At 57.1% G+C, this 24,361-nt stretch carries 16 protein-coding genes and 3 pseudogenes; 12 read left to right on the top strand and 7 right to left on the bottom strand.

Annotated elements, in window-relative coordinates; all coding sequences use genetic code 11:
• Positions 1–24 precede the first annotated feature (24 nt).
• The 3 genes and pseudogenes from ACJ70B_RS18780 to ACJ70B_RS18770 form a co-directional block, all read left to right on the top strand.
• Positions 25–168, top strand: a pseudogene (locus tag ACJ70B_RS18780) (arsenical-resistance protein); the annotation flags it as partial.
• Between the two features lie 209 nt (positions 169–377).
• The gene (locus ACJ70B_RS18775) at positions 378–1,133 is read left to right on the top strand and encodes an ATP-binding protein (RefSeq protein WP_408960544.1); all 756 of its coding nucleotides are present in this window, start codon (positions 378–380) and stop codon (positions 1,131–1,133) included.
• A gap of 4 nt (positions 1,134–1,137) precedes the next feature.
• A complete protein-coding gene (locus tag ACJ70B_RS18770) occupies positions 1,138–1,320 on the top strand; it encodes a hypothetical protein (RefSeq protein ID WP_408960543.1) in 183 nt (60 codons plus the stop codon).
• Between the two features lie 370 nt (positions 1,321–1,690).
• Here the strand turns inward: ACJ70B_RS18770 and ACJ70B_RS18765 are convergent.
• Positions 1,691–1,840: pseudogene (locus ACJ70B_RS18765) on the bottom strand (IS6 family transposase); the annotation flags it as partial.
• A gap of 68 nt (positions 1,841–1,908) precedes the next feature.
• Positions 1,909–4,137, bottom strand: coding sequence for a DEAD/DEAH box helicase (locus ACJ70B_RS18760; RefSeq protein WP_408960542.1), 2,229 nt, complete (start codon positions 4,135–4,137; stop codon positions 1,909–1,911).
• Positions 4,138–5,327: 1,190 nt separating this feature from the next.
• On the opposite strand from ACJ70B_RS18760, the gene ACJ70B_RS18755 reads away from it, so the two are divergent.
• Together ACJ70B_RS18755 and ACJ70B_RS18750 are read left to right on the top strand one after the other, a co-directional pair.
• Positions 5,328–6,488 carry a cupredoxin domain-containing protein gene (locus ACJ70B_RS18755; protein WP_408960541.1) on the top strand — a complete coding sequence of 387 codons (1,161 nt, stop codon included), beginning with the start codon at positions 5,328–5,330 and terminating at the stop codon, positions 6,486–6,488.
• Complete coding sequence (locus ACJ70B_RS18750; RefSeq protein WP_408960540.1) at positions 6,485–8,347, top strand: PQQ-dependent sugar dehydrogenase; 1,863 nt, start codon at positions 6,485–6,487, stop codon at positions 8,345–8,347. The genes ACJ70B_RS18755 and ACJ70B_RS18750 overlap by 4 nt, the downstream gene beginning before the upstream one ends.
• A 93-nt stretch (positions 8,348–8,440) precedes the next feature.
• Here ACJ70B_RS18750 and ACJ70B_RS18745 read toward each other — a convergent pair whose 3' ends face one another.
• Positions 8,441–9,064 (bottom strand): helix-turn-helix domain-containing protein, encoded by a 624-nt coding sequence (locus ACJ70B_RS18745; RefSeq protein ID WP_408960539.1) that lies wholly within the window; start codon positions 9,062–9,064, stop codon positions 8,441–8,443.
• A gap of 290 nt (positions 9,065–9,354) precedes the next feature.
• On the opposite strand from ACJ70B_RS18745, the gene ACJ70B_RS18740 reads away from it, so the two are divergent.
• Positions 9,355–12,093, top strand: a complete 2,739-nt coding sequence (locus ACJ70B_RS18740; protein ID WP_408960538.1) for a PQQ-dependent sugar dehydrogenase — start codon at positions 9,355–9,357, stop codon at positions 12,091–12,093.
• Between the two features lie 2 nt (positions 12,094–12,095).
• Positions 12,096–13,043 (top strand): TIGR03557 family F420-dependent LLM class oxidoreductase, encoded by a 948-nt coding sequence (locus ACJ70B_RS18735; RefSeq protein ID WP_408960537.1) that lies wholly within the window; start codon positions 12,096–12,098, stop codon positions 13,041–13,043.
• Between the two features lie 169 nt (positions 13,044–13,212).
• On the opposite strand, the gene ACJ70B_RS18730 is transcribed toward ACJ70B_RS18735, so the two are convergent.
• Together ACJ70B_RS18730 and ACJ70B_RS18725 are read right to left on the bottom strand one after the other, a co-directional pair.
• Entirely contained in the window at positions 13,213–14,568 is a 1,356-nt protein-coding gene (locus ACJ70B_RS18730; RefSeq protein ID WP_408960536.1) for a sulfatase, read from the bottom strand.
• 193 nt (positions 14,569–14,761) lie between these two features.
• Positions 14,762–16,042 carry a DUF6498-containing protein gene (locus ACJ70B_RS18725; RefSeq protein WP_408960535.1) on the bottom strand — a complete coding sequence of 427 codons (1,281 nt, stop codon included), beginning with the start codon at positions 16,040–16,042 and terminating at the stop codon, positions 14,762–14,764.
• 620 nt (positions 16,043–16,662) lie between these two features.
• Between ACJ70B_RS18725 and ACJ70B_RS18720 the strand changes: the two genes are divergently transcribed.
• From ACJ70B_RS18720 to ACJ70B_RS18700, 5 genes and pseudogenes are all read left to right on the top strand, one after another.
• Positions 16,663–17,664: a DUF6610 family protein gene (locus ACJ70B_RS18720; RefSeq protein ID WP_408960534.1), complete on the top strand. Its 1,002-nt coding sequence runs from the start codon at positions 16,663–16,665 to the stop codon at positions 17,662–17,664.
• Positions 17,665–17,742: 78 nt separating this feature from the next.
• Positions 17,743–18,090, top strand: coding sequence for a hypothetical protein (locus ACJ70B_RS18715; RefSeq protein ID WP_408960533.1), 348 nt, complete (start codon positions 17,743–17,745; stop codon positions 18,088–18,090).
• 85 nt (positions 18,091–18,175) lie between these two features.
• Entirely contained in the window at positions 18,176–19,117 is a 942-nt protein-coding gene (locus ACJ70B_RS18710) for an ArdC-like ssDNA-binding domain-containing protein (protein ID WP_408960532.1), read from the top strand.
• Positions 19,110–19,331 carry a HalOD1 output domain-containing protein gene (locus ACJ70B_RS18705; protein WP_408960531.1) on the top strand — a complete coding sequence of 74 codons (222 nt, stop codon included), beginning with the start codon at positions 19,110–19,112 and terminating at the stop codon, positions 19,329–19,331. The genes ACJ70B_RS18710 and ACJ70B_RS18705 overlap by 8 nt, the downstream gene beginning before the upstream one ends.
• A gap of 144 nt (positions 19,332–19,475) precedes the next feature.
• A pseudogene (locus ACJ70B_RS18700) lies at positions 19,476–20,152 on the top strand (IS6 family transposase).
• Positions 20,153–20,663: 511 nt separating this feature from the next.
• On the opposite strand, the gene ACJ70B_RS18695 reads toward ACJ70B_RS18700, so the two are convergent.
• Positions 20,664–21,773 carry an NAD(P)-dependent alcohol dehydrogenase gene (locus ACJ70B_RS18695; RefSeq protein WP_408960530.1) on the bottom strand — a complete coding sequence of 370 codons (1,110 nt, stop codon included), beginning with the start codon at positions 21,771–21,773 and terminating at the stop codon, positions 20,664–20,666.
• Positions 21,774–22,544: 771 nt separating this feature from the next.
• On the bottom strand, positions 22,545–23,951 hold the full coding sequence (locus tag ACJ70B_RS18690; protein WP_408960529.1) for a Cdc6/Cdc18 family protein: 1,407 nt from the start codon (positions 23,949–23,951) through the stop codon (positions 22,545–22,547).
• Positions 23,952–24,361: the final 410 nt, after the last annotated feature.

Below are 24,361 nucleotides of genomic sequence, written 5' to 3'. Positions count from 1 at the left end.
CAAGTGAAGAGTGTGGAATAGTAAGATGAGGTGCTCGTTCCGAAAATCGATCCGCTGACGCTCGTCACACTGCTGTTCGCTGTGATCGTGATGTTCGCCACACAGGGTGAGAACATCGTCGCATCATCTCGAGACGTGCTCCTGATCGCCGTACCGTTGACGATCTACCTCGCGGACAAGGTCAACGAATTCGCCGAAGCATCACTTGAAGCTCACGAGTACCGTGTGTTCAGAGATGGCTGCGGCAGAGGAGTTCGATCCGTCGTGGAAAGATCGACTCGGAGGGACTGGGGCGGGATGGGGGATCCACGAACTATTCGGACGTCTTCAAGGAGGTCACAGACCAATACCGTCGATTGAAGCCAAGCAAGTTCTGAATGACTTTGGATACGACGTCGACTCAGCTGAACCGACGCCCGACGAAGACGAGTCGAGGGGCAACAGCATCCTACAAGGACGAGTACACCGGTCCCGTCGAGTTGGGACTCCTACAGCGACTCTCACTCCGACTAGGGGCCGATGATCTCTCGCAGGCCGAGTGGCGGCGGATCTTCGAGGACAACGGTAGCTTGCAGCTGGCCCGCAACGGGATGACCGACGACGACTGGCGTGAGGCGATCGCGACCGTTATCGCCGCGCTTGCCCGGCTCGAGGAACGGACGTTCCTCGGCTTGGACGAGGCCCATCGGCTCGCACCGCAGGACAAGGACTATCCAGATGCCTTCGACACGCTCGTGACGACGTGGCACGGCGATGGGATGGGTGTCGCGTGGGTCACCCAGCGCTTCGCGAAACTCGACGAAGACATCGCCTTGCAGTGTCAGGCATCGATGCTCGGCGGCTTCGGCTCGGGTAACGACCTCGACAAGGTCCGCGGGATCGTCGAGTACCCGGCCGATGTCCACAAGGCCGACGCCGAAACCTGCCTGCAGACGCTCCCCGATGAGTTGCTCATCGACGGTGATCCACTGACGCTACAGCGGTTCACCGACGCCGAGGGAAACACGATCGGCTCCGAGTGGATATACTCAGACGATACAACGCTCAGACGTATCGATTCACGCGACTGGACGCTCAAGAGTACCTACTACGAGAGCGATCGCGTCCGAATCAAACACCCCTTCAACGACTAATCAGATGCGCACCGGTGTCATGCTCCGCGGGAGCAAGGCTGATCAGTTCGAACGGATCCAGAATCATCTCGAGGATCGGCGCGGTCACGATCTCTCGCGGACTGATGTCGTCGGCATCCTGATGGCAGAGTTCGAACAGGACCTTGAGGCTAACCGCGGTAACCCTGCTAAACTGCTCCGCGAGTAAGAAGCTCAACACATACAGGATAAGTACAGTAAGAAAACTTAATACATCTGCCACCCCGCAATAATATTATGTGGCCACTCGCTCTGTTGGGAATCGTTACATTTCTATTAAGTATGTTGATGGTTTTTCAAACCCGGGCGATGCTTCGATTCCGTGCCACTGGACATGTTGTGCCGGGGAGTATCAGCGACTGGGAAGTCGTCGTGTGGAGATTTACGTCAGCTGTAATGGGCATACTTGCGCTTATAATCACCTATATGGCTCTATTCAAACTCTGACTTGGTTCACGCCGTAAGATACACATCTATAGTGCGCGCCCCTTCCATTAGAAAATTATCTAGAGAAACTGGCTGCGGTAGAGTTTGGTTCATCCGACTAGGAAGAGGGCAGTCCGATAGCTAAATTGATCAACGAGAAGCTCAGCCTCGGAGAGATCGTGTTTCTTAGTGAGTCGGTGCAGAAACGTAGCCGCCGGATCAGTGCCATATCGACTAAACAACGCAACATCGAGAATCAACTCTATCAGGGAGAAGAGACAGTTGTTCAAACGTAAGATCATGACTGTCTCGTAACAATCTTCTCGTCTCTCTATTCAGTTAGTGAGAGCATCCGATCTCGAGTTCGAAGGTAGTCAGCGAGACTCGCATAGAACGACGCACAACTCTCCGCTGACGACCGGTGTGGTGCAACTGTTCCGAGCGTGTCCCAGTTACCGACCAAAACCAAGCGTTTGCGAGCTCGAGTCAGTGCAACGTTCAACCGGCGAGGGCCTTCATCTGGGAACTCGAGGAAGCCGCTGTGTCCGTCGTCGTTGCTACGGACGAATGATACGATGATCGCTTCCCGTTCGCCGCCTTGAAACGAATCGACCGTATCGACGTCGACGCGTCTCGGATTGTCGATATCGAGTTGGTTAACCCGGTTAATCACTTTCCCGACCTGGCCACTGTATGCCGTGATAACGCCAATATCGCTGGGATCAAGACCGCTCTGTACCAGGAGTTTCACCTGTTTCGCGACCGCCTGCGCTTCCTCGTGATTATAGAGGGAGTTTCCGTGCGTCTGGCGTCGCTCTTCCCCGGCAATGTCGATTCCAATGATCGGCTTGAGGTCGTCGACGGTCCACTCCCGACACTGATCGGCGGTTTTCAGTTTGCCGTCGTAGAAGGTGTCGTTCGGGAACGCGGCAATCTCCTCATTCATTCGGTACTGTTTCCGGAGGAGAACGGAAATATCGTCGTCGTATCGGTTGAGGAGGTACTCGAAGAGGGAGATGTGCATCTCTTCTTCCTGCATCGACTCGTCCGCACAGTACGGCGGGAGTTGCTTGTGGTCCCCAGCGAGAACGAGTCTTCGAGCGCAGTTGAGGACGATCGCCGTCGCCGGACGGCTCGCTTGCGTTGCTTCGTCGACGACTGCAACGTCGAACTCGTTCTGGTCGAACTGCGATGCCCCGCTAGTCGTCGCCGCAACGACGTCGGCGGCCTCGGGAGACCGATCGACGTAGTTCGCTTCCACGACCGGGTTCCGAGTATTGTTTCCGACCCGTGCGATCGACAGGTCCGTCTCCGAATCCTGTGCCATTGCGTGTAGCGTGTCCGCTTCTGGCGAACTTCGAGTACTGTCTCCGACGAGTAGATTGTCGACGGCCTGGTTGGAGTGTGCTGTCACCAGTACCGATTGATCCTTGGCAACAGCCCGCTGGACGTACGCGGTAAGCGTCCGCGTTTTCCCCGTTCCCGGCGGCCCGTGAATACAGACGACGTCGTTCGCGCTCGCAGCCCAGAACAGCGCCTGCTTCTGGTAATCGTTTAGATCGATATCCGGATCGGGGAACGCGTATTTGTTGACGTCGAATTCGACCGGCCGTTTCCCGGTGAGGAGTTCGCGCTTTAACCTATTCTTCTTGACCTGTTCGATCGCCGTGAGACGTCGCTCGAAGGGAACTGGGTTCAGCAGTTCGTGGAACCGGAGTTCGATCTCGTCGCTGGTTAGAATCTTTTCGGCGACGGCCCGATTCTCGACGGTACCCCAGTTGGGCTGGACTGTGACATTGGGGCCGTCGACGGAGAGGAGTTCAACCTCGAGCGGGAACTGCTCGTCGTTCGCGTCGGTGTCTACGATACAGAAGTTTCCCTCGAAGAGCCCTTCGTCGTCGCGGAGATCGATATCGTCCGCGTCCTCATCCTCTTCGACCGCGCGCTGGAAGACGTAGGCCGTGTCACCGTTTTTCCCGGCCGTTCCCCGAATTGGGACGAACGGACTGGAAACGCGATTCCGACGGATCGCGAGATCAAGGCCCATTTCGGAGTACGTGTCCCAATTGGACTCCCGTTGCGTCTCGCGTTCAGACCGGACGAACGCTTTCAACTCGTCGAAGAACGCCGCCTGTTCGTCGGACCTCAATCGGTTGGCCGGGTGAATCCGCTCGGCCGGTAATTCGGACTCGTCGATCGGCAGTTCCGGCTCTTCCCGATGTGACGGAAGCCAAAACCGGAGTCGATGTCCGATCTCCTTCGTCCGAAGTTTCTCGCACGAGATAAACCGATCAGTGCCCGAGACGCCGAACCCACTGTCGTACCACCCGATGTGACCCTGCTCCGGTCGATAGAGCACGTACTCGTTGGTCAGAATCGGTGCGTCGACCGTGAACAGGGGGACGACGTACTTGTCTCCGTCCGGTGTTTTGATACCGAGATCCTCTTTCGCCTGCTCTGCGGCCGCAGCGACGTTGACGGGTTCGTACTCGGTTCCGCGAACGTCCGTTCGAAGCAGTTCGGCCTCCTCGTGGCGCCAGTCGTTGAATAGGTCTTCCATTACTCTAAGATCGTAGTGAATATTTGGTGGTTAGGTAGCAGACCGTTTGGTCTGCTTCATGTCGTCGCCACTGTCAGTGAAGACGTTTGAGCTAATGTCCATAGTCAGTACGTCTCGAGTCCAGCCGGCAGCAATATCCCGTTCGGGTTCCCGGCAGTAATGTGGTTTGAATGCTACTTGGAGTGGTGCCTTAACGTTGACAGTGATATCAAATTCCTGCAACTCAAGGCCAGAGAAACGTATTCGGTCTGAGTTCCCCGTGTTTTGTTTACTTCGTTTCCGACCCATCAGATGTTCTCATCACTTAGTAGGAATGGTATAGCCTTTGCTTAGTCTGCTCTGACAGTAGCAGACACTGGTCTTCCATCCCAACGTTGATTGAGAGGAGGAACGCCAGGATTTGAGCCGGAGATGGGATGTGTGGCTAAGGCCGTCAATCTCGCTACACCTCCGTAGAGGGGGAGGGGGTGATGAGGAAGAGCCGTTTCCAGAGAACACGGCCAGAGCTGCCCGTATACAGATAGGGAGAGAGGGGAACACATACAGTTTGGGTGGCAGGTCGACGTACAGATGTGAGAACCAAAAGTAAAAACAGGTTCACTGGTCAGTCGAATCCGACGAGCCGGAAGACGATCCCAACCGTCACCGTGTAAACAGGGTTTCTCATCAGCGTCGTGGGGTCGAACCATAGAAGGAAGCCCCTCTGCTGAGTATTTCCAACTACTCCGGTATCACGGGAGATATCACACCTAATCAAAGAAAGGCACCACCTACCAATTTGAGGCCGATTCTCCGCCCTACTCTCGGAAGCGGAATAAGTGATATGTGATTTCTCCTCTGGCAGATGCTACCTTATTTTGATTATACGGTATGACGGGTTACTTCGCAGTGATCTCTTTCCTGTACGGGGAAATTGCATCGTTATCCCATAAACGGAATTGTCGCTTTATAGAGAGCATTCCCGGCTATCTAAGGGAATGTCACATTCAAATCGCACATCTGTGAGTCGACGTCGTCTTCTTAAGGCCGGAGGCCTCGCGACGATCGGCACGTTGTCAGCGATGTCCACCCAGTCGGCGCACGCCCACTCGGGGGATGCCTCCGCGACGGAAAATCAGGAAGCAACGACAGTCTCAGTCAAACAAGATCCCGACCAACTCGTCTATTGGGTATTACCTGGACAGCGACGATTGAGCCAGAAAGTGTTTGGCACACCGGACGACCCGAAATCACTCGTCCAACCGGTGATTGAGCGCGCGAAGAAACCGCCGATCAAACAACTGCTCAGGGAGTTTCCAATTTTGGTCGGACTTCCACCGAAGGCACGAGCAGTTAGCGCCGACGGGAACAGCTATACACACTCGAAGATCCCAACGCCGTTTAGCGACCACGGCGAGGTGATCGACGGATCGTTCGATATCACGTACGTCGACAGGCAGGCAGAAGACGGGATGGGAAAGCCGACCCAGAGTCAGGACGAGGTCAAGATGCGGAATGTCAGGTTCACCGATCCGCAAGGTAACGAGTACACGTTGGAACAGAAGACGATCTTCCAGCCACCGATTCCCGGCTATCAGACGGGTGGTGGCGTCTTCACGAACAGATATCACCACGGACTGACCGGAACCGGTTCGCCGCTGATGCCGAGAGTCTACTCGTGGGGCGCCTCCTACTCCCTCGGAAGTATCGTCGCAAACGGGGAGGTCGTCGATAAGAACCGTGTATTCCACTGGATGACGACCCAGACGGTCCGGACGGAGAACTACCGCCTCGCGATCGAAGAGGAACTCCCGCTCGCGCCGGAAGACACCATCGCCGGGCAGATCCATCACACTCACCTAATCGTTCTTCCCGTGAAGATCACCTCCGCGGGCGTCCCGGAATTCCAACCGGTCAACATCCCGTACACCGGAACGAAGCAACCGTTCATGCACATTATGTACGAGGAGGACGAGGTGACGGAGGCTCCCTTCGACCCGCCACAGCGGATCACGCAGCCTGATGAGGAAACGCGGTCTCCGACGACGCAGGAAGAGGTGCCCGGCATTCTCATCGAGGGATCGGAGTTCTTCTTCGATCCCCACACGATCAGAGCCACCCCCGGCGAGAAGGTCGTCATCACGTTCCGCAACGTCGGCTCGATCGCCCACAACTTCGTCATCGGCGATCTCGGCGTCAGGACGCCGACGATACAACCGGGGCAGACAGCGACCGTCCGGTTCACTCCGGAACAGCCCGACGTCTACGGTTTCTGGTGTGCCGTTCCAGGCCATCAGGACGCTGGTATGCAGGGACGACTGGTCGTTGAAGAACAGGGAGCGACGACCGACAACGAATCCACGAGCCAATGACCGACCACACCTCGCGCGATCAGAAATTAACCGACGCATCGACGCGGAGGACCTTCCTCCGAGCAGCAGCGGCCACCGGCAGTCTGGCCGGAATTGGCGTGGCTACGGGCCAGCAACAACAGGTACAAACGTACGAATTGCGTGCTCAGATTGGTCACTGGGAAGGAGTCGCTCCCCAGACCATCGAAGGGAAAGAGAACCCGACGCTTGAGATAGAACCCGGAACACGCTACCGCGTCGTCTGGACGAACGCCGACGGCTTCGCTCATAACTTCGTCATCATCAACGCCGAGGGAGACCAGCTCGTCCGCACCGAAGTCATTGGCGAACGCGGAGCGACCCAGACCGTGGAGTTCGAGGCGACGCAGGAGATGACGGAGTACTTCTGCGAGATTCATCCGAACTCCATGCGCGGTAACGTTTCTACGAACGGTGATCAGCCGGCGGCGGAACGCGAACCCCAGATTCCGAAAGGACCGACCATCGGTCTGGAGCCAGTCGCCGAGGGCCTAACCGCCCCGCTGGGGTTTGAGTACGCCAACGAGGACACCAACCGCCAGTTCATCGTCGACCAGACGGGCCAGATATACGTTCTTGAAGCCGACGGCCTCCGGAATGAGCCATTCCTCGATCTCAGTGATCGAATCGTCAACCTCGGCGTTCCTCGCCTTAACGGGTACGACGAGCGAGGACTCCTCGGCCTCGCGTTTCACCCGAACTACGCCGACAATCACAAATTTTACGTCCGCTATAGCGCTCCGAACCGTGAAGGGACGCCCGAAAACTACGACCATACCGAGGTCCTCTCGGAGTTCCGTGTCAGCGAAGACGGGCAGTCGGGTGATTCCGAGTCGGAGCGGATCATCCTGGAGATCCCCGAGCCACAGATGAATCACAACGGGGGTGCCGTCGCCTTCGGCCCCGACGGCTACCTCTATACCTCACTAGGTGACGGCGGTGCGGCCAACGACGTCGGCCTCGGGCACGTTCCTGACTGGTACGATCGTAACGAGGGCGGCAACGGTCAGGACGTGACCCAGAACTTGCTCGGAAGCATTCTGCGCATCGACGTCGATAATCAGGAGGGAGACAAGCCCTACGCAATCCCTGACGATAATCCGCTTGTCGGGACGGAGGGTCTGGACGAACAGTACGCTTGGGGCTTTCGCAACCCGTGGCGGATGTCGTTCAACGACGGCAAATTGTTCGTCAGCGACTCCGGACAGAACCTCTGGGAAGAGGTGGACATCGTCGAGAAGGGCGGGAACTACGGCTGGAACGTCCGTGAAGGTTCGCACTGTTTCAGCGTCGAGAACCCCAGCGAGCCGGAGGCCATTACTGACTGTCCCACCTCAACCCCCGACACTGTCCGTGGCGGCGAACCGTTGATCGATCCCATTATCGAATATCGACACCGCAAGAGCACGACGGCGTTCATCGACGGCTCGGTCGTCATCGGGGGCTACGTTTATCAGAACGACACCCTTTCGGAGTTGACCGGGACGTATGTCTTCGGCAACTGGAGCGGCCAAGGTGTTGTCGAGCAGGACGGTGAGATTTTCGTCGCGACACCGCCGGACGGAAGTGAGTGGGCGCAATCCGGTGACGGTGGAACTGAAACAGATAACAGTACGGAGACGTCTACCGACGTGGCGACGCCGACCGACGGCGGAAACGCACAGCCGTCACAGTGGTCGGTTCAGGAAGCAGTCATCGAGGGGACGGATGACGGGCAGTTCGGCCGGTACGTCTACGCCTTCGGTCGCGACGCGGAGGGCGAACTCTACGTCCTCTCGACCGGGACCTTCAAACCTGTAGGCGAGACTGGCAAAGTCCACAAGATCGTCCCGCCAGAGTAGGAGACGTCGATCCATTATCGTTTTTAAGGTAGTATATTCATTCGATCCCCGATCAGTTCTCCGCGTTTCACCGAGCAGTCACAGGAAATGCAGCTACTCAAGTGGACCCCGTCTAAATAAGCGGGTTACCAGTGAGCTACCTTTCTCACCGTCAGCAGTTGACTCTGTCTCCTCATCGACCGCCGTTTCGTTCCCTTCTCTGCCCTTCTTGAGGGTACTACCGTCAGCCTCCGAGTCGGTCTGGACCTCGGCCATCGCTTCGATTTTCTCCTCGCTTAGTTCCTCGATACGTTCTGCCGCTTCAGTACCCCATCCGTAGAGACCAATTCGAAACTGGCGTCGAACGTCGTCTATCGGAACGGGCGAATAAATGTGAACCCGACCGCCTTCCGCGAGCACTTGTGGTTGTTTCTCGACGATTCCGAGGTCAACGAGATGGTTGAGATGGCGATTAATACTGCTTTGATCGAGATCGAGCTGCGATGCGAGCTCTTTGACCGTCGTCTCCTCCTCGGACATGATGGTGCGGCACACAACGAGCTCCGTTCCTGATATCCCGAATACCTCGCTAACAATCGAATCCGTATCTGGTGGGTTAAACGTGGGAGATACGTCGACTGAATTCATCTGTTCCCCGCAACAGGTTTCACTCTGGTTCAACACAACCTTCTTACAGGAAGGGCACTCGAAGATGTCGAGGTCGCGGTCCGCGGACATTGTCCTATCGCATTGTGGGGAGTACACATACAGATTCGGCTTGCTCAGTTCGTGGTAGCCGACTACGTCGCTAAGCGGTACTTCGCTATTACCGCAAAAACGATCGTGGCGGTTCTTTCATCTGCACCTTCCTCTCACGCTATCTATTCGCCATGCCACCAGAACGCACAAGATCTGATCAGTTCAGTACGTCCGAGACGACTACGCAGATCGGCTTACAGCGCCTCGTAGAGGGAAAATTCGCTCCCACGGACTTTGCCGTTGCACCGGGTGAAGACGGCCGATTCTATATGGTCGACCAACCCGGACGTATCCTCGTACTCGAGGGTGAGGTGGTCCGCGACGAGCCATTCCTCGATATCCGTGACCGCGTCGTCGATCTGAAATGGGGGCACGACGAGCGAGGGCTACTCGGTCTGGCGTTCCATCCGGATTACGAGCAGAACGGTCGGTTCTACGTCCGGTATAGCGCTCCCCGACGTCAAGGAACGCCAGAGGACTGGGACCACACTGAGGTCCTCTCAGAGTTCACGGCGACCGCGGACGAACGCACGGTCGATCCGGACACCGAGCGAACGATCCTCGAACATCCCCATCCACACCTCCACCATAACGCGGGCGATATCGCGTTCGGTCCAGACGGCTACCTTTACCTCGGGCTCGGCGACGGTGGTCACACGGGCGACGTTGGTCACGGACATGTCGATGGCGGTAACGGACAGGACATCACGGAGAACCTCATGGGCAGCATCCTGCGGATCGACGTCGACCGGAAGGTAGGGGATCGGCCGTACGCGGTCCCCGAGGACAACCCACTCGTCGACGAGGATGGCCTTGACGAGCACTACGCGTGGGGACTCCGCAATCCCTGGCGGTTCTCCTTCGACGAGGACGGCCGACTGTTCGTCGCCGACGTTGGCGAGCATCTCTTAGAGTGGGTGAACCTCGTCGAGAAGGGCGGCAACTACGGCTGGAATATCACCGAGGGAAGCCACTGCTTCGACCCGGAGAACCAGTGGGAACCGCCAGAGGATTGTCCGAACGTCAACGACCGCGGTGAGAAACTGCGTGATCCCATCGTCGAGTACCCGCACATCGACGGCGTTACGGGGGCCGGCGAGTTCATCGGGTCGGCTGTCGTCGGCGGCCACGTCTACGAGGGCGATTCGCTCCCGGACCTGAAGGGGTCGTACGTGTTCGGCGATCTCAGCAAGAAATACGACGCACCGCGTGGACGACTGTTCGCCGCACGGCCGGGGGATGGCGACGATTGGAACCTCGAACCGCTTGGTATCGCGGGGATCGACGCTAACGTCGTCGACGACTACGTGTTCGCGTTCGGCCGCGATCACGACGGAGAACTGTACGTACTGACAAGCCGGTACCTCAACACACGAAAGGAGCGCCAGGGGACAGTTTACAAGGTCGTACCGCCCGAGGAGAGCGAGGTCTCCGGGCCCGAATACGGACGGTTCGACGCCGCATCTGACGCCTACTGGTACTCCCTTTACAATATGAACAACATTTTCGTCCGCAGCGGAAACGGCCTGGTTTTCCCGTTCCACGAGGAGCAGTTCGACGCGCTCTCACAGGAGATCAAAGCCGTGATGAAAGGGGTGATGCAGCGCGCGAAGTTCATGATGCGCCGCAAACAGATCCTCGACAACTCGCCGCGAGCCGACGAACTCCCGGTCAAGAATCCGCATCTCATCGTCGCCCCGTTTACAACGGGCGACCCGCATTTCACCCAAGAGCCGGACGCTATCGGGCGAAACATGGGCGCGCGGCCCGACGCAGACACGTTCCGCTGGGACCGAGAAAAGTCGTCAGGGGTAATCAGTCCGGCGGCGATGGGCTGGACCCACTTGAAGGGCGTCACGTGGGCCAAGAGCTTTGAGCACGAGTTCGACCTCGCGCCGATTGCGAAGCGCCACCGGCCACAGATCCTCGGGACCGCCGCTCAACTCGGTATCAAGTACGCGCTTCAGAACGGCCACCTCCTGGCGAACCCTGACGACGATGAAGACATGCGACTGATCGGCGCCTATCGACCTGCCGACGACGAGGTGGTCGACGAGACGGCCAGTCCAGACGACTACGCCGCGATGCTGTGGTTCCTCTCGGACATGGTGAGCTTCGCCGAAAACGGCTGGTTTGGATACGAGAATCCCAGTCCGATGATCGATGTAGATGAGATACAGGACCTCACCGATCAGATGGCGACCACGACGTTTCGGGAATGTACACCAGACGATGTGCTCGACGACGGGACGACGCGCGACCTCGGCGTCCTGTTGGGTGCGACCGGCTGGTACGGCACGCACGCCGGTGACGATCAGCTACGGGCGGACGCTGCCGCCTACGCGAACGACCTCGCGGACACCGTCAAGTCGCACATTGATGAAAGCGGCCACGTCGAGGGTGGTGCAGCGAACCAGGCAGCGACCCAGGGAATCGTCAGTCAAGGCCTCCTGTGGGCTTCGCAGATCGACGGCGTGGACCGCGAACGAGCGGCTGTGCCCGTTCTAACCTACCTTATCGATGACCTCTGGGACGAAGACGCTGGGACCTTTGCGACTGGCCATGGAGCAACGACGTACACCTACACGCCGCGAGACGCGGGCGACATCGTTGGCGGTCTCAACGCGGCCGTGGCGGTCACTGGAATCGACGAAATCGAAGACCGATACGCCACCTACTTCAACCAGACGTTCAATCGCGGCCGGCTCCAACGGGCGACGCGGTGGCAGGCCTACAGGCCCGAGGGGGAACATCCAGTTCCTTTGGAGGCAAACGCCGGCGGCGAGCACGGCCAAGCTGCCGTCTACAACGCCGAGATCGAGTACGATACCGCCGAAGACGAATGGACTGTCACCGACGACATGTTCCATACTTCCGGATCGCTCTACCTAGCGAACCAAGACCTCTGGGCGTCGATATGGGGTGGCTCAGAGTTCCCCGGCCGCGGAGTGCCTAGCGAATGTGACCGTCTTCCCCGTTGGGAGGACGAGCGAGGAGGGGGCGAGTGACCATGGTTGAACTCGGTATCAACCTCGCCAGTGAAGCCCACGGACCGACGGAACTCGTCGAATATGCTGACCGCGCCGAGGAGGTAGGGCTCGACTTCGCGGTCATCTCCGACCACTACCACCCGTGGATACCCAAGCAGGATAGTAGCTCGTTCGTCTGGAGTACGATCGGCGCAATCGCCGATCGGACGGACGATATCGAACTCGGGACGGCCGTCACCTGTCCGACGGTACGTATTCATCCGGCTATTATCGCGCAGGCGGCGGCGACTGCACAGGTGTTGATGGACGGTCGGTTCTTCCTCGGACTCGGAACGGGCGAACAACTGAACGAGCACATTCTCGGCGACCACTGGCCGCCCCATAGCGTCCGCCTCGAGATGCTCGAGGAAGCCGTCACTGTGATCCGCGACCTCTGGGAGGGCGACATGGTCACCCACCACGGTAACCACTATACGGTCGAGAACGCGCAACTGTTTACCCTACCAGAGGAGCTTCCGGAAATAGTCGTCTCAGCGTTAGGCCCCGAGACGGCCAGCGTCGTCGGTCAGTTCGGGGATGGGTTCATCACGACAAGTCCGAACGAAGAGTTCGTCGAGCGCTATGAGGAGGACGGCGACGGACCGATCTACGGTGGGACGAAAGTCTGCTGGGGTGAGAGCGACCGGGAGGCGCTCGAGACCGCCGTCGAGTGGTGGCCCAACGCCTTTGCCGACGCCAGCGGAACGGAACTGCCGACCCCGAAACACTACGAGGAAGCGTCGCAGTCGGTGGGCGAGGACGACGCCAAGGAAGCGATCGCCTACGGCCCTAATTCCGAGCCGTACGTCGAACAGATTCAGACGTTCGTCGACGCCGGGTTCGAGCGCGTCTACCTCCACCACCTCGGCCAGAATCAGAAGGGGTTTATCGAGTTCATGGAGCGGGAGGTGCTGCCGGAGTTCGACTGATCGACGCGGAATCGGTAACTGGACGACCACCGTCGAGTTACTCCCCAGATCAACGACTGCCAGTCCACCGACACTGTTCGGACTATCGAAACTGATAGGACGGCTGGTTCCGGAGTACGGCTGCATCGAGCGAGAGGGCGTGTAGGCCGATTACGTTCACACCCAGCTGTTACACGAGCCCGGCGAACATCTGATCGTAGTCGTCGGGACGAATTGGCCCGTCGAGTATCGGATCGTCCGTCTTGTGCATCCACGTGGCGAGCGTCGACGCTAGCTTGGTCCGCACTTGCTTGTAATCCGCTTCGGTGGCGACGTTCTCCTGCTCGTGCGGGTCGGATGCGAGGTTGTACAGTTCTTCGTATACCCGCGATGGTCGTCCGTAACGGCCCCGGACCTCGCGGCCGGCCAGGCTCGCGTAGACATCGTTGGGGAGGAACACCCGCGGGTTGTGCCAGAAGTTCCTGATGTACTTGAACCGCTCCGTCCGGATGGCTCGAATCGGGTTGTACGCTCCGTGCCACGTGATCTCAGCGAATACGTGGTTGCGCGGGGAGTACGTCTGATCCTCGTCGAGCAGCGGGACCAGACTATAGCCGTCGATATCGGCCGGTGTCTCGCCGATTGCAAGGTCGAGAACCGTCGGCAGGATATCCACGTTACTCACCAGTTCCTCGTAGACCGTCCCGCCGTCGATCAGTGGCGGATACCGCGCCAGCAGAAACGCCTCGATTCCCGGATCGTAGCAGGTCCCCTTCGCCCGCGGAAACGCGATGCCGTGCTCGGTCGTGAACAGGACGAGCGTCTCCTCCTCGAGGCCCGCCGACTCGAGGGAGTCGAGGATCGTTCCTAGGGCGTCATCGAGCGCGTACACCATCCCTCGCATAGCTGCGAGGTCCTCGCGGACGCCGGGCTCGTCGGGTAGATAACCGGGTACCTCGATCTCGTCGGGGTCGTCGGCGTCGTAGCGATCACCGTACCCGTAGAGGATGTCACCCTCCTCCTCGTCTGGTTCGTCCGTCACCAGACGGTGGGCTTCGAAGAACCCCACCGACGCGAAAAACGGGGAACCGAGGCCGCTCTCGAGGTACTGCGAGAGGGTATCCGCGACGTCCGCCGCGCGGTTGACCGAGTGCAGTTCCGGAGCGACGTTTGGGGAGAGGCGACCGGCTGTATGGATCTCGTCGTACCCGATGTCTTCGGGCGACTCCGAAATGTGCTGGAGGCCGAACAGGTGTGTCCCGTAGCCGGCTTTTGACAACCGATGTGGGAGTGTCTGTTTGGTGTCGAGTTCCCAATCGGTATGCGCCAGTCCCAGGAGTCCGTTGACGTGCGGGTAGCAGCCGGTGAAGAGACTACCGCGGCTCGGCGAGCACTGTGGTGCGGTCGTAAAGTGGTTGGCGAACCGAGCACCCTCTTCGGCCAGCCGCTCGAGGTTTGGCATCTCGATATCGACACCGTAACACCCGACGTATTGACCGAGGTCGTGGCAGTGGATCAGGAGAACGTTCGGCGCATCCATTGTCACTAACTACCACGGTGGAAAGACGGTTAAAACCGCAGCCGTGTGGCGTGGCGGCAGAGTATTGGGCGACCGGAGATGCAGAGAAACCGTAACTGGACCGTTAGCCGACTCAAAACTTGGGGACAGCATAGACCTTCCCTTCCCATTTTCGTTTGTTTCGATCAGGCCATACGCATTCCGCTGATGGACGGACCGGTTATTGCCCGTCATCGATGCGCTGTTTAAGATAATCGACGACTTCCTGATAGTCTTCGAGATACGACAGTCGTGCAGGGCGATTGTCGGTCGTCTCGATGACCACGGTACCATATCCCCCAACCTTGGCACCGAGCCCACGCTCGACCGAAACGGCCATCATTTCGTCATAGAGGAGATTCCAGACAGGTTCATCCAGCCAGTAGTCGTGACAGACCAATCGATCGTCATAGAACTCGTACTCCAGCGTTGCATGTCTCGGAAGTACGAAAAACAAAACGGGAATGACGGCAGTTACGATAGCTATCCCGAACATAGTAAGGGGAAATACCAGCGGAAGATCTACGATACCGAAAAGGATTCCTAGACCGATAAACACGATTTCTGCACCATCCCTTGACGTTCCTAGACCGAGGAGTGGGCTGGCTCTGAGGAGTCGCAAAAGACGGGGACGGCTGGTCGTTTGCGGCCACGTGGTCGGACGCTTCACACGGGGCAATTCAGCAGCTTTCATACCCGATGTCCGGAGGAACAGCACATCGGCTGTGTCTGGCTGAAATTCGAATGGATCGATGCCATCCTCGGGACACTCGACACGATCTCGATTCCGGCAACGAAACACCAACTCCATCCCGGTCTTCACGCCGACAATTGCAGACGACAAAACCAGCGGCCAAGCCGCAAGTACAGAACCAGTGGTAGACGAGTCCACAGCCAAGAGTACGACAACGAGGCCGGTGACGCCCGCGCCAGTCGTGACCCCTGAGCGAGCGGCTGTTTCCGCCACTACTCGGTCGTACCGTTTCTCGTCGAAGTACGCTTTCGCAGTTAACAGGTGTGTCCCTGCGAGTAGACCGGCAATGACCACGACGCTTTCAGCCGTCTCATATGAAGAATAGGAAACTGGAGAAGCCGGAACGAAGAGCGCGAGCATCGGACCGGCCCAGAAGAAAAGAAAGATCGACTTACCACCTATAATTGGAATGTTTCGAACGTACCCGATAATGCGTTCGCTTCCGATACTCACTGTTCCATGCCTAGCTCGGATCACCGGTTTTGACCGCGGATCGCTGATCGGAGCGCTGACAAGTCTCGCAGGAAATGTTTGCACCATTCCAATCAGCGTGGCGATTACTGCTTCAGCCCAATAGACGATCAGTAATTCAGTCACCCCCCACCCAAAACCGATCAGCCCGACCAATGGGAGCAGATTCATAATAAGAATGGTGCTCACGGTCGTCCAAGAATACGCCAAGGAGCTGTCCCACTTACTTTCATTCATTAATATAATCTAATACCCATTGTATATAAGACTTCTATATATGATACAGTGGAAATGACTACCCATTGCATTCAACTGATGTAGATTGATGTGTGTTCAGTCAGAATCAACAGATACCTGCCTCGTTATAGGCCATTTGGAGCCCTTTTTCAGTTCCACACTCACACGCTCGATGCTCACGAGCGCTCGCTCGCCGGCGAGTGCGTGAGTGAGGACCTGCAGACGAACGTCGACCAACTCGAGGAACGTGAGGACGCGCTTCGCGATCGGTTTCAGGAAGTCACGAACTAGCGTAGCCCCTCGGTTTTGCGGTTTCTACTGATGTCAAACGAATATGCCGACCGGGAGAGGCCAGTCTATGATCGGCGAATCGCGAGCGTGACGATACTCGGACCGAGTGAGGCAGTAGTCACACCGTGTAACCATCGTGTCCATCCCCACCGACTCGACTGAGTTCCCGCCTCATCGCTGAACGGACAGGTTGCATACGCCGTCTACATCTTAACCAACGTCACGCTGGTTCTGCAGGCTGGTGTTGGTTAACGGCTGACTGCAACTCCGTTTATTGCCCCTCGGAGAGGGTGCAGGGCGGCCGGATTCGCCCTCGCAGAGCATTACTCATGTCGCTTGATATCAGCCCCAGCAGCGGCACTGCACATGAAATCGCCGCCGCCAGACAAGCTGCTAGCGTGGCATTCCTCCATCGAGCGCCGTTCGCTCTGGACGCATACAAGCTCGGATTCCTCCCCGAATTCCGAGAGGACTGCGGGTATCAGCAGACCAAGTATCAGGACCTGGACATCCCCGTTGGAATGCTCGATAACGATTTTCGGAATCCCGATCTGGATCGATACGTCGCCCGGTTTTTCGAGCACGAACCCCAGGTCGGCGTCATTGGCGATGCGTACGAGGTGAACGACGTCGACGAGTACGTGGCCGCCGTCTGCGAGATTCAGGCGAGCTACCCCGATGCAGAACTCGTCATCGTCCCCAAGTGCCGGGGAGTGATTGACATGATTCCCGATGACCTCGTGCTCGGCTACTCGCGGGGATACGCCGATCGATTGGCGCACGAGTTCTCCGAACCGACTGACTGGCGTGGGCGGCGTGTACACATCCTCGGTGGCAGCCCACCGAAACAGCATGACGTCATCCAGCAACTGACCCGACCGACGCTCACTGGCGACTCGCCAGCCAACATCGTCGGCCTCGACTGGAACGGCCTGCATCGCGGCGCGCAGTTCGGTGAGTTCTGGACAACCAACGGTTGGGATGATAGTGGTCGCGACGCCGATCACGCCACGGTTCGCAAGACGGTCCGTCACAGTCTCGCCTGCCTCAAGGCGTTCTGGCAGTCCCACGGCGGCTGGCCCGACTCGACACCGCACGACGACACCCACGAGGTAGAGTATGAGGACCCATCGCCAACCGATCTCGATAGTGCTGCGTGTACCGACTGCGGAGCGAACGTCTGGACGACACGCTGTGCCCCCTTCGTCGCCGAATACGATACTGGCGCTCTCTGTGGCTACTGCAGCTACGAGTGCTACTTCTCGCATCGCCATCGGAACAACCTCGAGGAGATCGCCGGCGAGCAGAGCGTCTACTTCCCACCTAGGTGACGCTACGAGCGGTTTGTCGCGCCCTCCAGAGAGGGCGAGGGCTCGATCCAGAGAGTCCTCCGAGAAGGTGATTTATTCGTGAGTCAACAACAGCGTCAGACCGACATCTCGATCGATGCAATTCCAGTCGACGTTGCGAACAGCCAGTCAGCAGACGTCGACCCCGCCGAGGTGCCCGCGGAGATCGCATCGCTCACTCGGAAGCTCGCGAGTGAACAACCGCCGACGAATCCGCTCGTCGTCCTCAAGGCGGCTCGCTGGTGGTACATCTATGGGAAGGGCGGAACCGACCCTGCGTTCCAGTGGGCGATCGAGTGGGCGCGACATCTCGCGAGCGACACGCCTAGCGACGTCGATCAGTTCGACGCGTTCCTCGAGTATCTCGTTACGGTTGGCCTCGCTAACGAGAAACACGACCTCCGGTGACCGCCGGCGCGAGTTGTTCTGTGCGCCCCGGAGGGGTGCGCGGGCTGAAGTGAAGCGATCGCAGTGACGCGAATTCTCGACAATTATGGCTACGACCAGCGACCCGTCGGCCTCCTTCGAGGAGACCGACACGCGACACGACGAGATGCACAGTACGATTGAACAGTGGATCGACGAGCTCGTCGCAGACGTCAACGACGCTCAGGCCAGCGAGGAGTTCCAAGAGTGGCTCGACGTCCAGAGTCGCTTCCACAACTACTCCTATCGCAACACGCTGCTCATCAAACTCCAGTGTCCCAAGGCGACGAAGGTCGCCGGCTACAACACCTGGCGAAACGAGTTCGACCGGCACGTCCAGGAGGGCGAACAGGCGATCTGGATCTGGGCACCGATCATCGCGAAGCAATGCCCTGAATGCGAGAACTCACCGAGCTACCACGAGGATAGTGATTGCGAGTACGACGAGATACCACCCCAGAACTGGTCGAAAGGGCTCGTCGGATTCAAACCGACCGCTGTCTTCGACGTCTCCCAAACTGAGGGTGAGCCGCTTCCCGAGCTGGAGACCGAGGCGACGGGTGATGCCGAGGACCTAGTCCCCGCACTTACAGACGCGGCGGATGCCCTCGGTGTGACGGTGCGTATCGTCGACGCTGCCGACTGGAGGCATGGCAATGCGAAAGGCGTCTGTACACAGCGAAGTCTTCACGATCTCACGCCCGTCGTTGAGGCGAAAGCCCGCTCAAACCAGGCCGACCTCGCAGTCACGCTAATTCACGAGTACGCCCACGCGTTGCTCCATTTCGACGTCGACAATGAGGCCGAACGGTCGAAACGCGAGGTCGAAGCGGAGGCCGTCGCGTACATCGTTGGTCGGTTCTTCAACCTAGATACGAGCGGGTCAGCGTTCTACCTCGCTGCATGGCAGAACGACGACCCCGAGGCGATCCAGGATCGCCTTGGGCGGATCAGTTCGACCGCCCAAGAGATCATCGACATCGTCAGCGAGGTGACCGGCGATGAGTGATCGAGCGCTTCTATTCGAGATCACTGCACTCGAGGAAGAGGGCCTCGATCAGAACGAATACCAACTCCAGCGGGTGATCGATGTCCAAGCCCTCGAACGGCTCGTAGACTCAACAGGCCCACAGGCTGATACTGATCTCGAGATTCGATTCTCGATTGGTGAACTCCGTGTGATAGTGACACGATCTGATGTTGCCGTGGTCAGGGGGTCGTAGCAGGGGCAGTCAACGAGGCGACTACCAGTTCAATTCCCTAGTAGCCGCTCGGTGCAGTTTGTGTGGTGCCCGCCAGGAAGGACAGTAGGCAGTGTCTAGTTAGGCCAGTTTGAGAAGCGAGCAGGTCGTAGAGCTAGTTTGGCCATGACGCTCGCAGACCTGCTCAGCGAGTGCTACGCGACGGAATTTGATGAATCTTGGGAGCGTGAGCGGACGGCGACGCCCGCTAGGGTGTTCGCCGTCCGCCTCCACGCGACCGGTTGTTCGCTCCGAGAGACACAATCAATCCTTCGCTTGATCGGCATAGACCGCTCTCATCAAGCAATCTGGCACTGGGTACATCGGCTAGCTGACAGCGTGCCAGACCAGCCGACGGAGCAGCCGTCGCAGGTCGCTATTGATGAAACCGCTGTCAAATTAATGGCAACTGGTCTTGGGTGTATACTGCAATATAACTAGACTCACGGTTGATTCTTGATGTCGCAGTGTTCGGACACCGAGGCACCGATCCAGCCGCTGCATTCCTGCATAGATTGACTGAGAGACACGATCTCGATGAGACGGTGTCTCTCGTCGATGGCTATGAGTATCTGACTGCCCTCTCCCGATTAGGATTGAGCGGTCAGCTCGACTATGTTGAGAGAAACCTGATCGAAAAGTGGTTTCAGACCCTCAAAATGTGTGTCGACCGGTTCCATAACTCATGGGTGGGCAGTCGGGGGAGCGTCAGAGAATTGCTTGAACAGTTCGTACACTATTATAACACACAGCGACCGCACCAGTCACTCAACGGACAGACGCCAACGAAGGTGCTAAACTAAACAGTGCCTGCGAGAATAAAATCATACCCATCTATCAAAATTCGTAAGAAGGCAATCACGTTCTGCAGAGACAGTGGACTGGTATCGAAAAATCGACCGTTTGAACTACGACTACGGACGGTACTGGACTTGAAGCAACCGATTGTCAAGCACGTTCAATAACTACCAGTGATCCGTCATTGGTTTCAGATTCACTGCAGATCGAACGAATTGACTGACGGATCAGACCGGTTCGAATCGGTAGAAGACCCGCTCCCGGTCGGTGCCGTCGTCGATCTCGACGATTTTTAATCGAACCGGATCGCCGATCGAGAGATCGTCGTAGCCTGCGTCGTCGATCCGTGCTGAGAGGCGATCCGGTACGTCTTTGCCTGGCTCACTGAACGCATCGCTCTAGCCGCGTTCATTTTGCTCCAGGGTCGGAGTTGGGTCAGCAATCAAGAACGACTGGAACTACCGACTGTAGGAAAATCGATCTCGAAGAGATGAATTATGTGATTGGCGGTTGAGATCAGGGTTCGCTGATGCGGAGGACAGGTTTGATCGTCTCACCGGACTCGGAGTCTTCGACCGCTTGTTCAATCTCTTCGAAGTCGTAGTACGTGACGAGTTCGTCGAAGGGGAACTTCTCCTGCCGGTACAGTTCTACGAGGTCCGGAATGAACTGCTGTGGGTCGGAGTCTCCTTCCACGATTCCGGTAATGCTGCGGCCGTTCAAGATGAGGTTGTTGACGTCGTAGCTGGCCTCCGTCCCGAGCCCCGGAGCGCCGATGACACCGAGCGTCCCCCGTTGAGTGAGGGACTCGGTCGCCTGCTCTGCGACGGCTGGCACACCCGTGGTCTCTAGCGCATAGTCGACGCCACCGGTACGCTCCTGCATCGCTTCGACCACGTCGTCCACCTTGTCGGGGTTCAGCGTATCAGTCGCTCCGAGTTCCCGTGCCTTTTCCAGTCGGTTCTCTATCAGATCGACCGAGATGATCTCGGTACACCCCTTGATGTCGGCGGCCATGACGGCGGACAACCCGACGGACCCCGCTCCGAAAATAGCGATTGAGGAGCCCGTCTGTGGATCCAGGGAGTTGATCACGCCGCCTGCACCGGTTTGGATACCGCACCCCAACGGCCCGAGTAGCTCTAGCGGGACGTCGTCTTCGACGGGGACGACGTTTCGCTCGGTCGCAATCGAGTACGTAGCGAACGAAGACTGACCGAAGAAACGGCCGCTAATCTCCTCGCCGTCCTGTGAGATCGGTGACGTACCGTCTTTCGGTCGAGCGCCGCCGAAGTTATGCTCAAAGAACTCCGCACAGAATGCGGGGTGACTGTCTCTGCAACTCGGACAGGTCCCGTCGTAGTCGAAGCTCATCACGACGTGGTCCCCCGGCTCAACGCTCGTTACATTCGAGCCAACTTCTTCGACGACACCGGATCCTTCGTGTCCGAGTACCGCCGGAAGCGGCGTCGGGTACATCTGGTCCCGAACAATCATGTCAGTGTGGCAGACCCCGGTCCCGACGACGCGGATAAGTACTTCGTCCGACTGTGGTTCCTCGAGGGTCGCTTCTTCGATCTCGAACGATCCGCCCTCTTCATGCATTACCGCTGCTTGAATCTCCATTTTCAAACGACCATGTTACTAATACACACAATTAGGTATATAACTTCTGTTTTGGTATCACATACCATAATTTGGGTTGTTTCGATTTTGGTCAAAATATCATCGGAAGCACACAAATGCAGCCAGGCTCATATCTCACCACAGACGTACAAATAGCGACAATCTGCAATGGCCAGACTAAAAAGGGGGATTCAAAGTGGTGGTCTCTGACGGATATCCCTGCTCAGAGAGGGTACTCTCTGGGTTCGTGTTGAACCGAGCTTTCCGCAGTTCTACATAAGAGCGACACGAGAACAGCCGATATCCTACGAATCACCGACGCCGCCAACGGGCCTCCCGGTCGACATCGTCGACACGCTCAACGGGTACTCGCCGGGTCAGCTCCAAGACGTTGCCAGCTACGCCGAAGAGCTAGCCGAACACAAGGAACACGAAGCCCGGTTCGAGGAGGAGACAGACGAGATAAGAACTCACCTCACACCACCTTGCGAGTGTTCTGACTACACCACCTTGCAAGTGTTTTCCCACTACATCTCGAGACCTACTACACCACCCTGCAAGTGTTCTAAGGAGCACACACCACCCTGCAAGTGTTTTCTCACTACATTCCGAGACTACTACACCACCTTGCAAGTGTTTTCCCACTACATTCCGAGACTACTACACCACCTTGCAAGTGTTTTCCCACTACATCTCGAGACCTACTACACCACCCTGCAAGTGTTCTAAGGAGCACACACCACCCTGCAAGTGTTTTGTATCTGGTACGTGTCAGACAAATCTCCAGAGTACCTGTTGTTCTTCACTGGACTCGTCTGGGGGTTCGAAGTCGGTCGCCTCGTCTTCTAAATAGTGATTGAGAATTTCGTTCACGTTACTCGGAACGGCATTACTATAGGACGACTGAAGCGCGGCGTCGATAATATCGGCGGGATCATCGGTGACCTCATACACGTATTTCCGACCACCCTTCCGACCCAGGTTCTTCTCTGCGGACCGAACGAGTCCCTGCATCGACAACTGGTCAAGGAACTCGTAGATCTTGCGTTCGGATTTTACGCGCCGGCCGCTCGACTCTGCGATCGACGAATAGAGATTATAGATCCGTTTAGTCGCTGCCTCGTGTTTCGGTTCGATGAACGCAAGCGTCGTTGCAAGATACGTGAGCGCTTGTTGGGAGCTCAGATCCTGCTCAAAATAGTCGAGGATTTCGTCTTTTTCGATCGTATCGGTTGCTCGCCGTGTGTGCTCCTCAGTGACGGTATTAGCGTCTTCCATACGCGCGTACTCACCAGCTTTCTCGAGGATGCGAAGACCCTGACGAACGTCACCACGCTCCTGAGCAGAGAAAGCAGCTGCCAGCGGAACGATGTCGTCCTCGAGGACGCCGTCCCAGAACGCGATATCAGCGTAGTATTCGAGTATATCATGGAGCTCATTTGCGTTGTACGGTCCGAACTTGATCTCGCGCTCCCCAAGCGTCGATTTGACTTTCGGTTCGAGGACGTCGACGAACTTCAGATCATTCGAGATCCCGATGAGACCGATTTTTGCCTCTGAAATAGGTGTGTTTTCGTTAGCTTCAGCGCGAGGTAGTTCGTACAAGAAGTCATTACGGGCATCGGGCGGAATATTGTCAATCTCGTCGAGAATGATGAGAACGTTTCCTCCGACAGCCTCTATTTCCTCGTAGAGGAACTCAAAGACACGATCTGTGCTATAGCCACTGTCTGGAAGTTGGTTATCTGGTGAGCGGAACTCGTTGACAAGAGATGTGACGAGTGCGTAGGAGGACTTGTAGTTACGACAGTTGATTGGCCCGAGGACAGTCAAGGGAACGTCCTGTGAATCTGCTTTCTCTTGGAGTTTGTCACGGACCCACTTCGTAACTGCCGTTTTGCCGACTCCCGTAGGCCCGTACACGAAGACGTTGTTTGGGGCATGGCCGACGACGACGTCTTGGAGTGCGTTGATGTAAAGTTCGATCTCGTCGTCCCGATGGAAGATAGTCTCCGGTGTGAACGTATCCTTCTTTAGGGGCTGCTTCTGCTCAAAGATGGAATCCTTCTCGTCAAAGGGATTTTCGTCAACGTCCACCATTGTCTGCACGTCTCTAACCGACGCTATTAAAACTACCCACCACCCTGCAAGTGTTTCAACTGTTTGGAACGGGAACACACACACACCACCCTGCAAGTGTTCTCAGTTTCAGAAATAGTGGGGGAGGGTATTGAGTAGATACGATGTTAGATACTCCTGAATATAGCGGAATAGAATGATGTTGGGTGGTAAGAGGACAGTTTTCTCGACTACTACTAGCTAGCTTTATTAAGAATGTTGTTGTTGTGCCAGTTATTACCTGTGATAGAATCAGAGGTAAGAGGTCTTCAAGTCCACGAAAATGGGATTTAGGAGATATTTCCGATTGGATATACTCCTTCTATATTCTTCCCTTTATATGACATCGTTCATGCCAAGATGACTCCGTTCACTTGCTGGAGTAAAGAACACTTGCAGGGTGGTGTGTGTGCATCACCACGCTATCTTCTCTGGTCCAATAACATCAGAAACGGGGCGTTTGTTCCTCT

The organism is Natrinema sp. 74 (assembly GCF_046097095.1).
In the GTDB taxonomy this organism is placed as follows: Archaea; Halobacteriota; Halobacteria; order Halobacteriales; family Natrialbaceae; genus Natrinema.
This window is presented reverse-complemented; position numbering and strand designations above follow the sequence as displayed.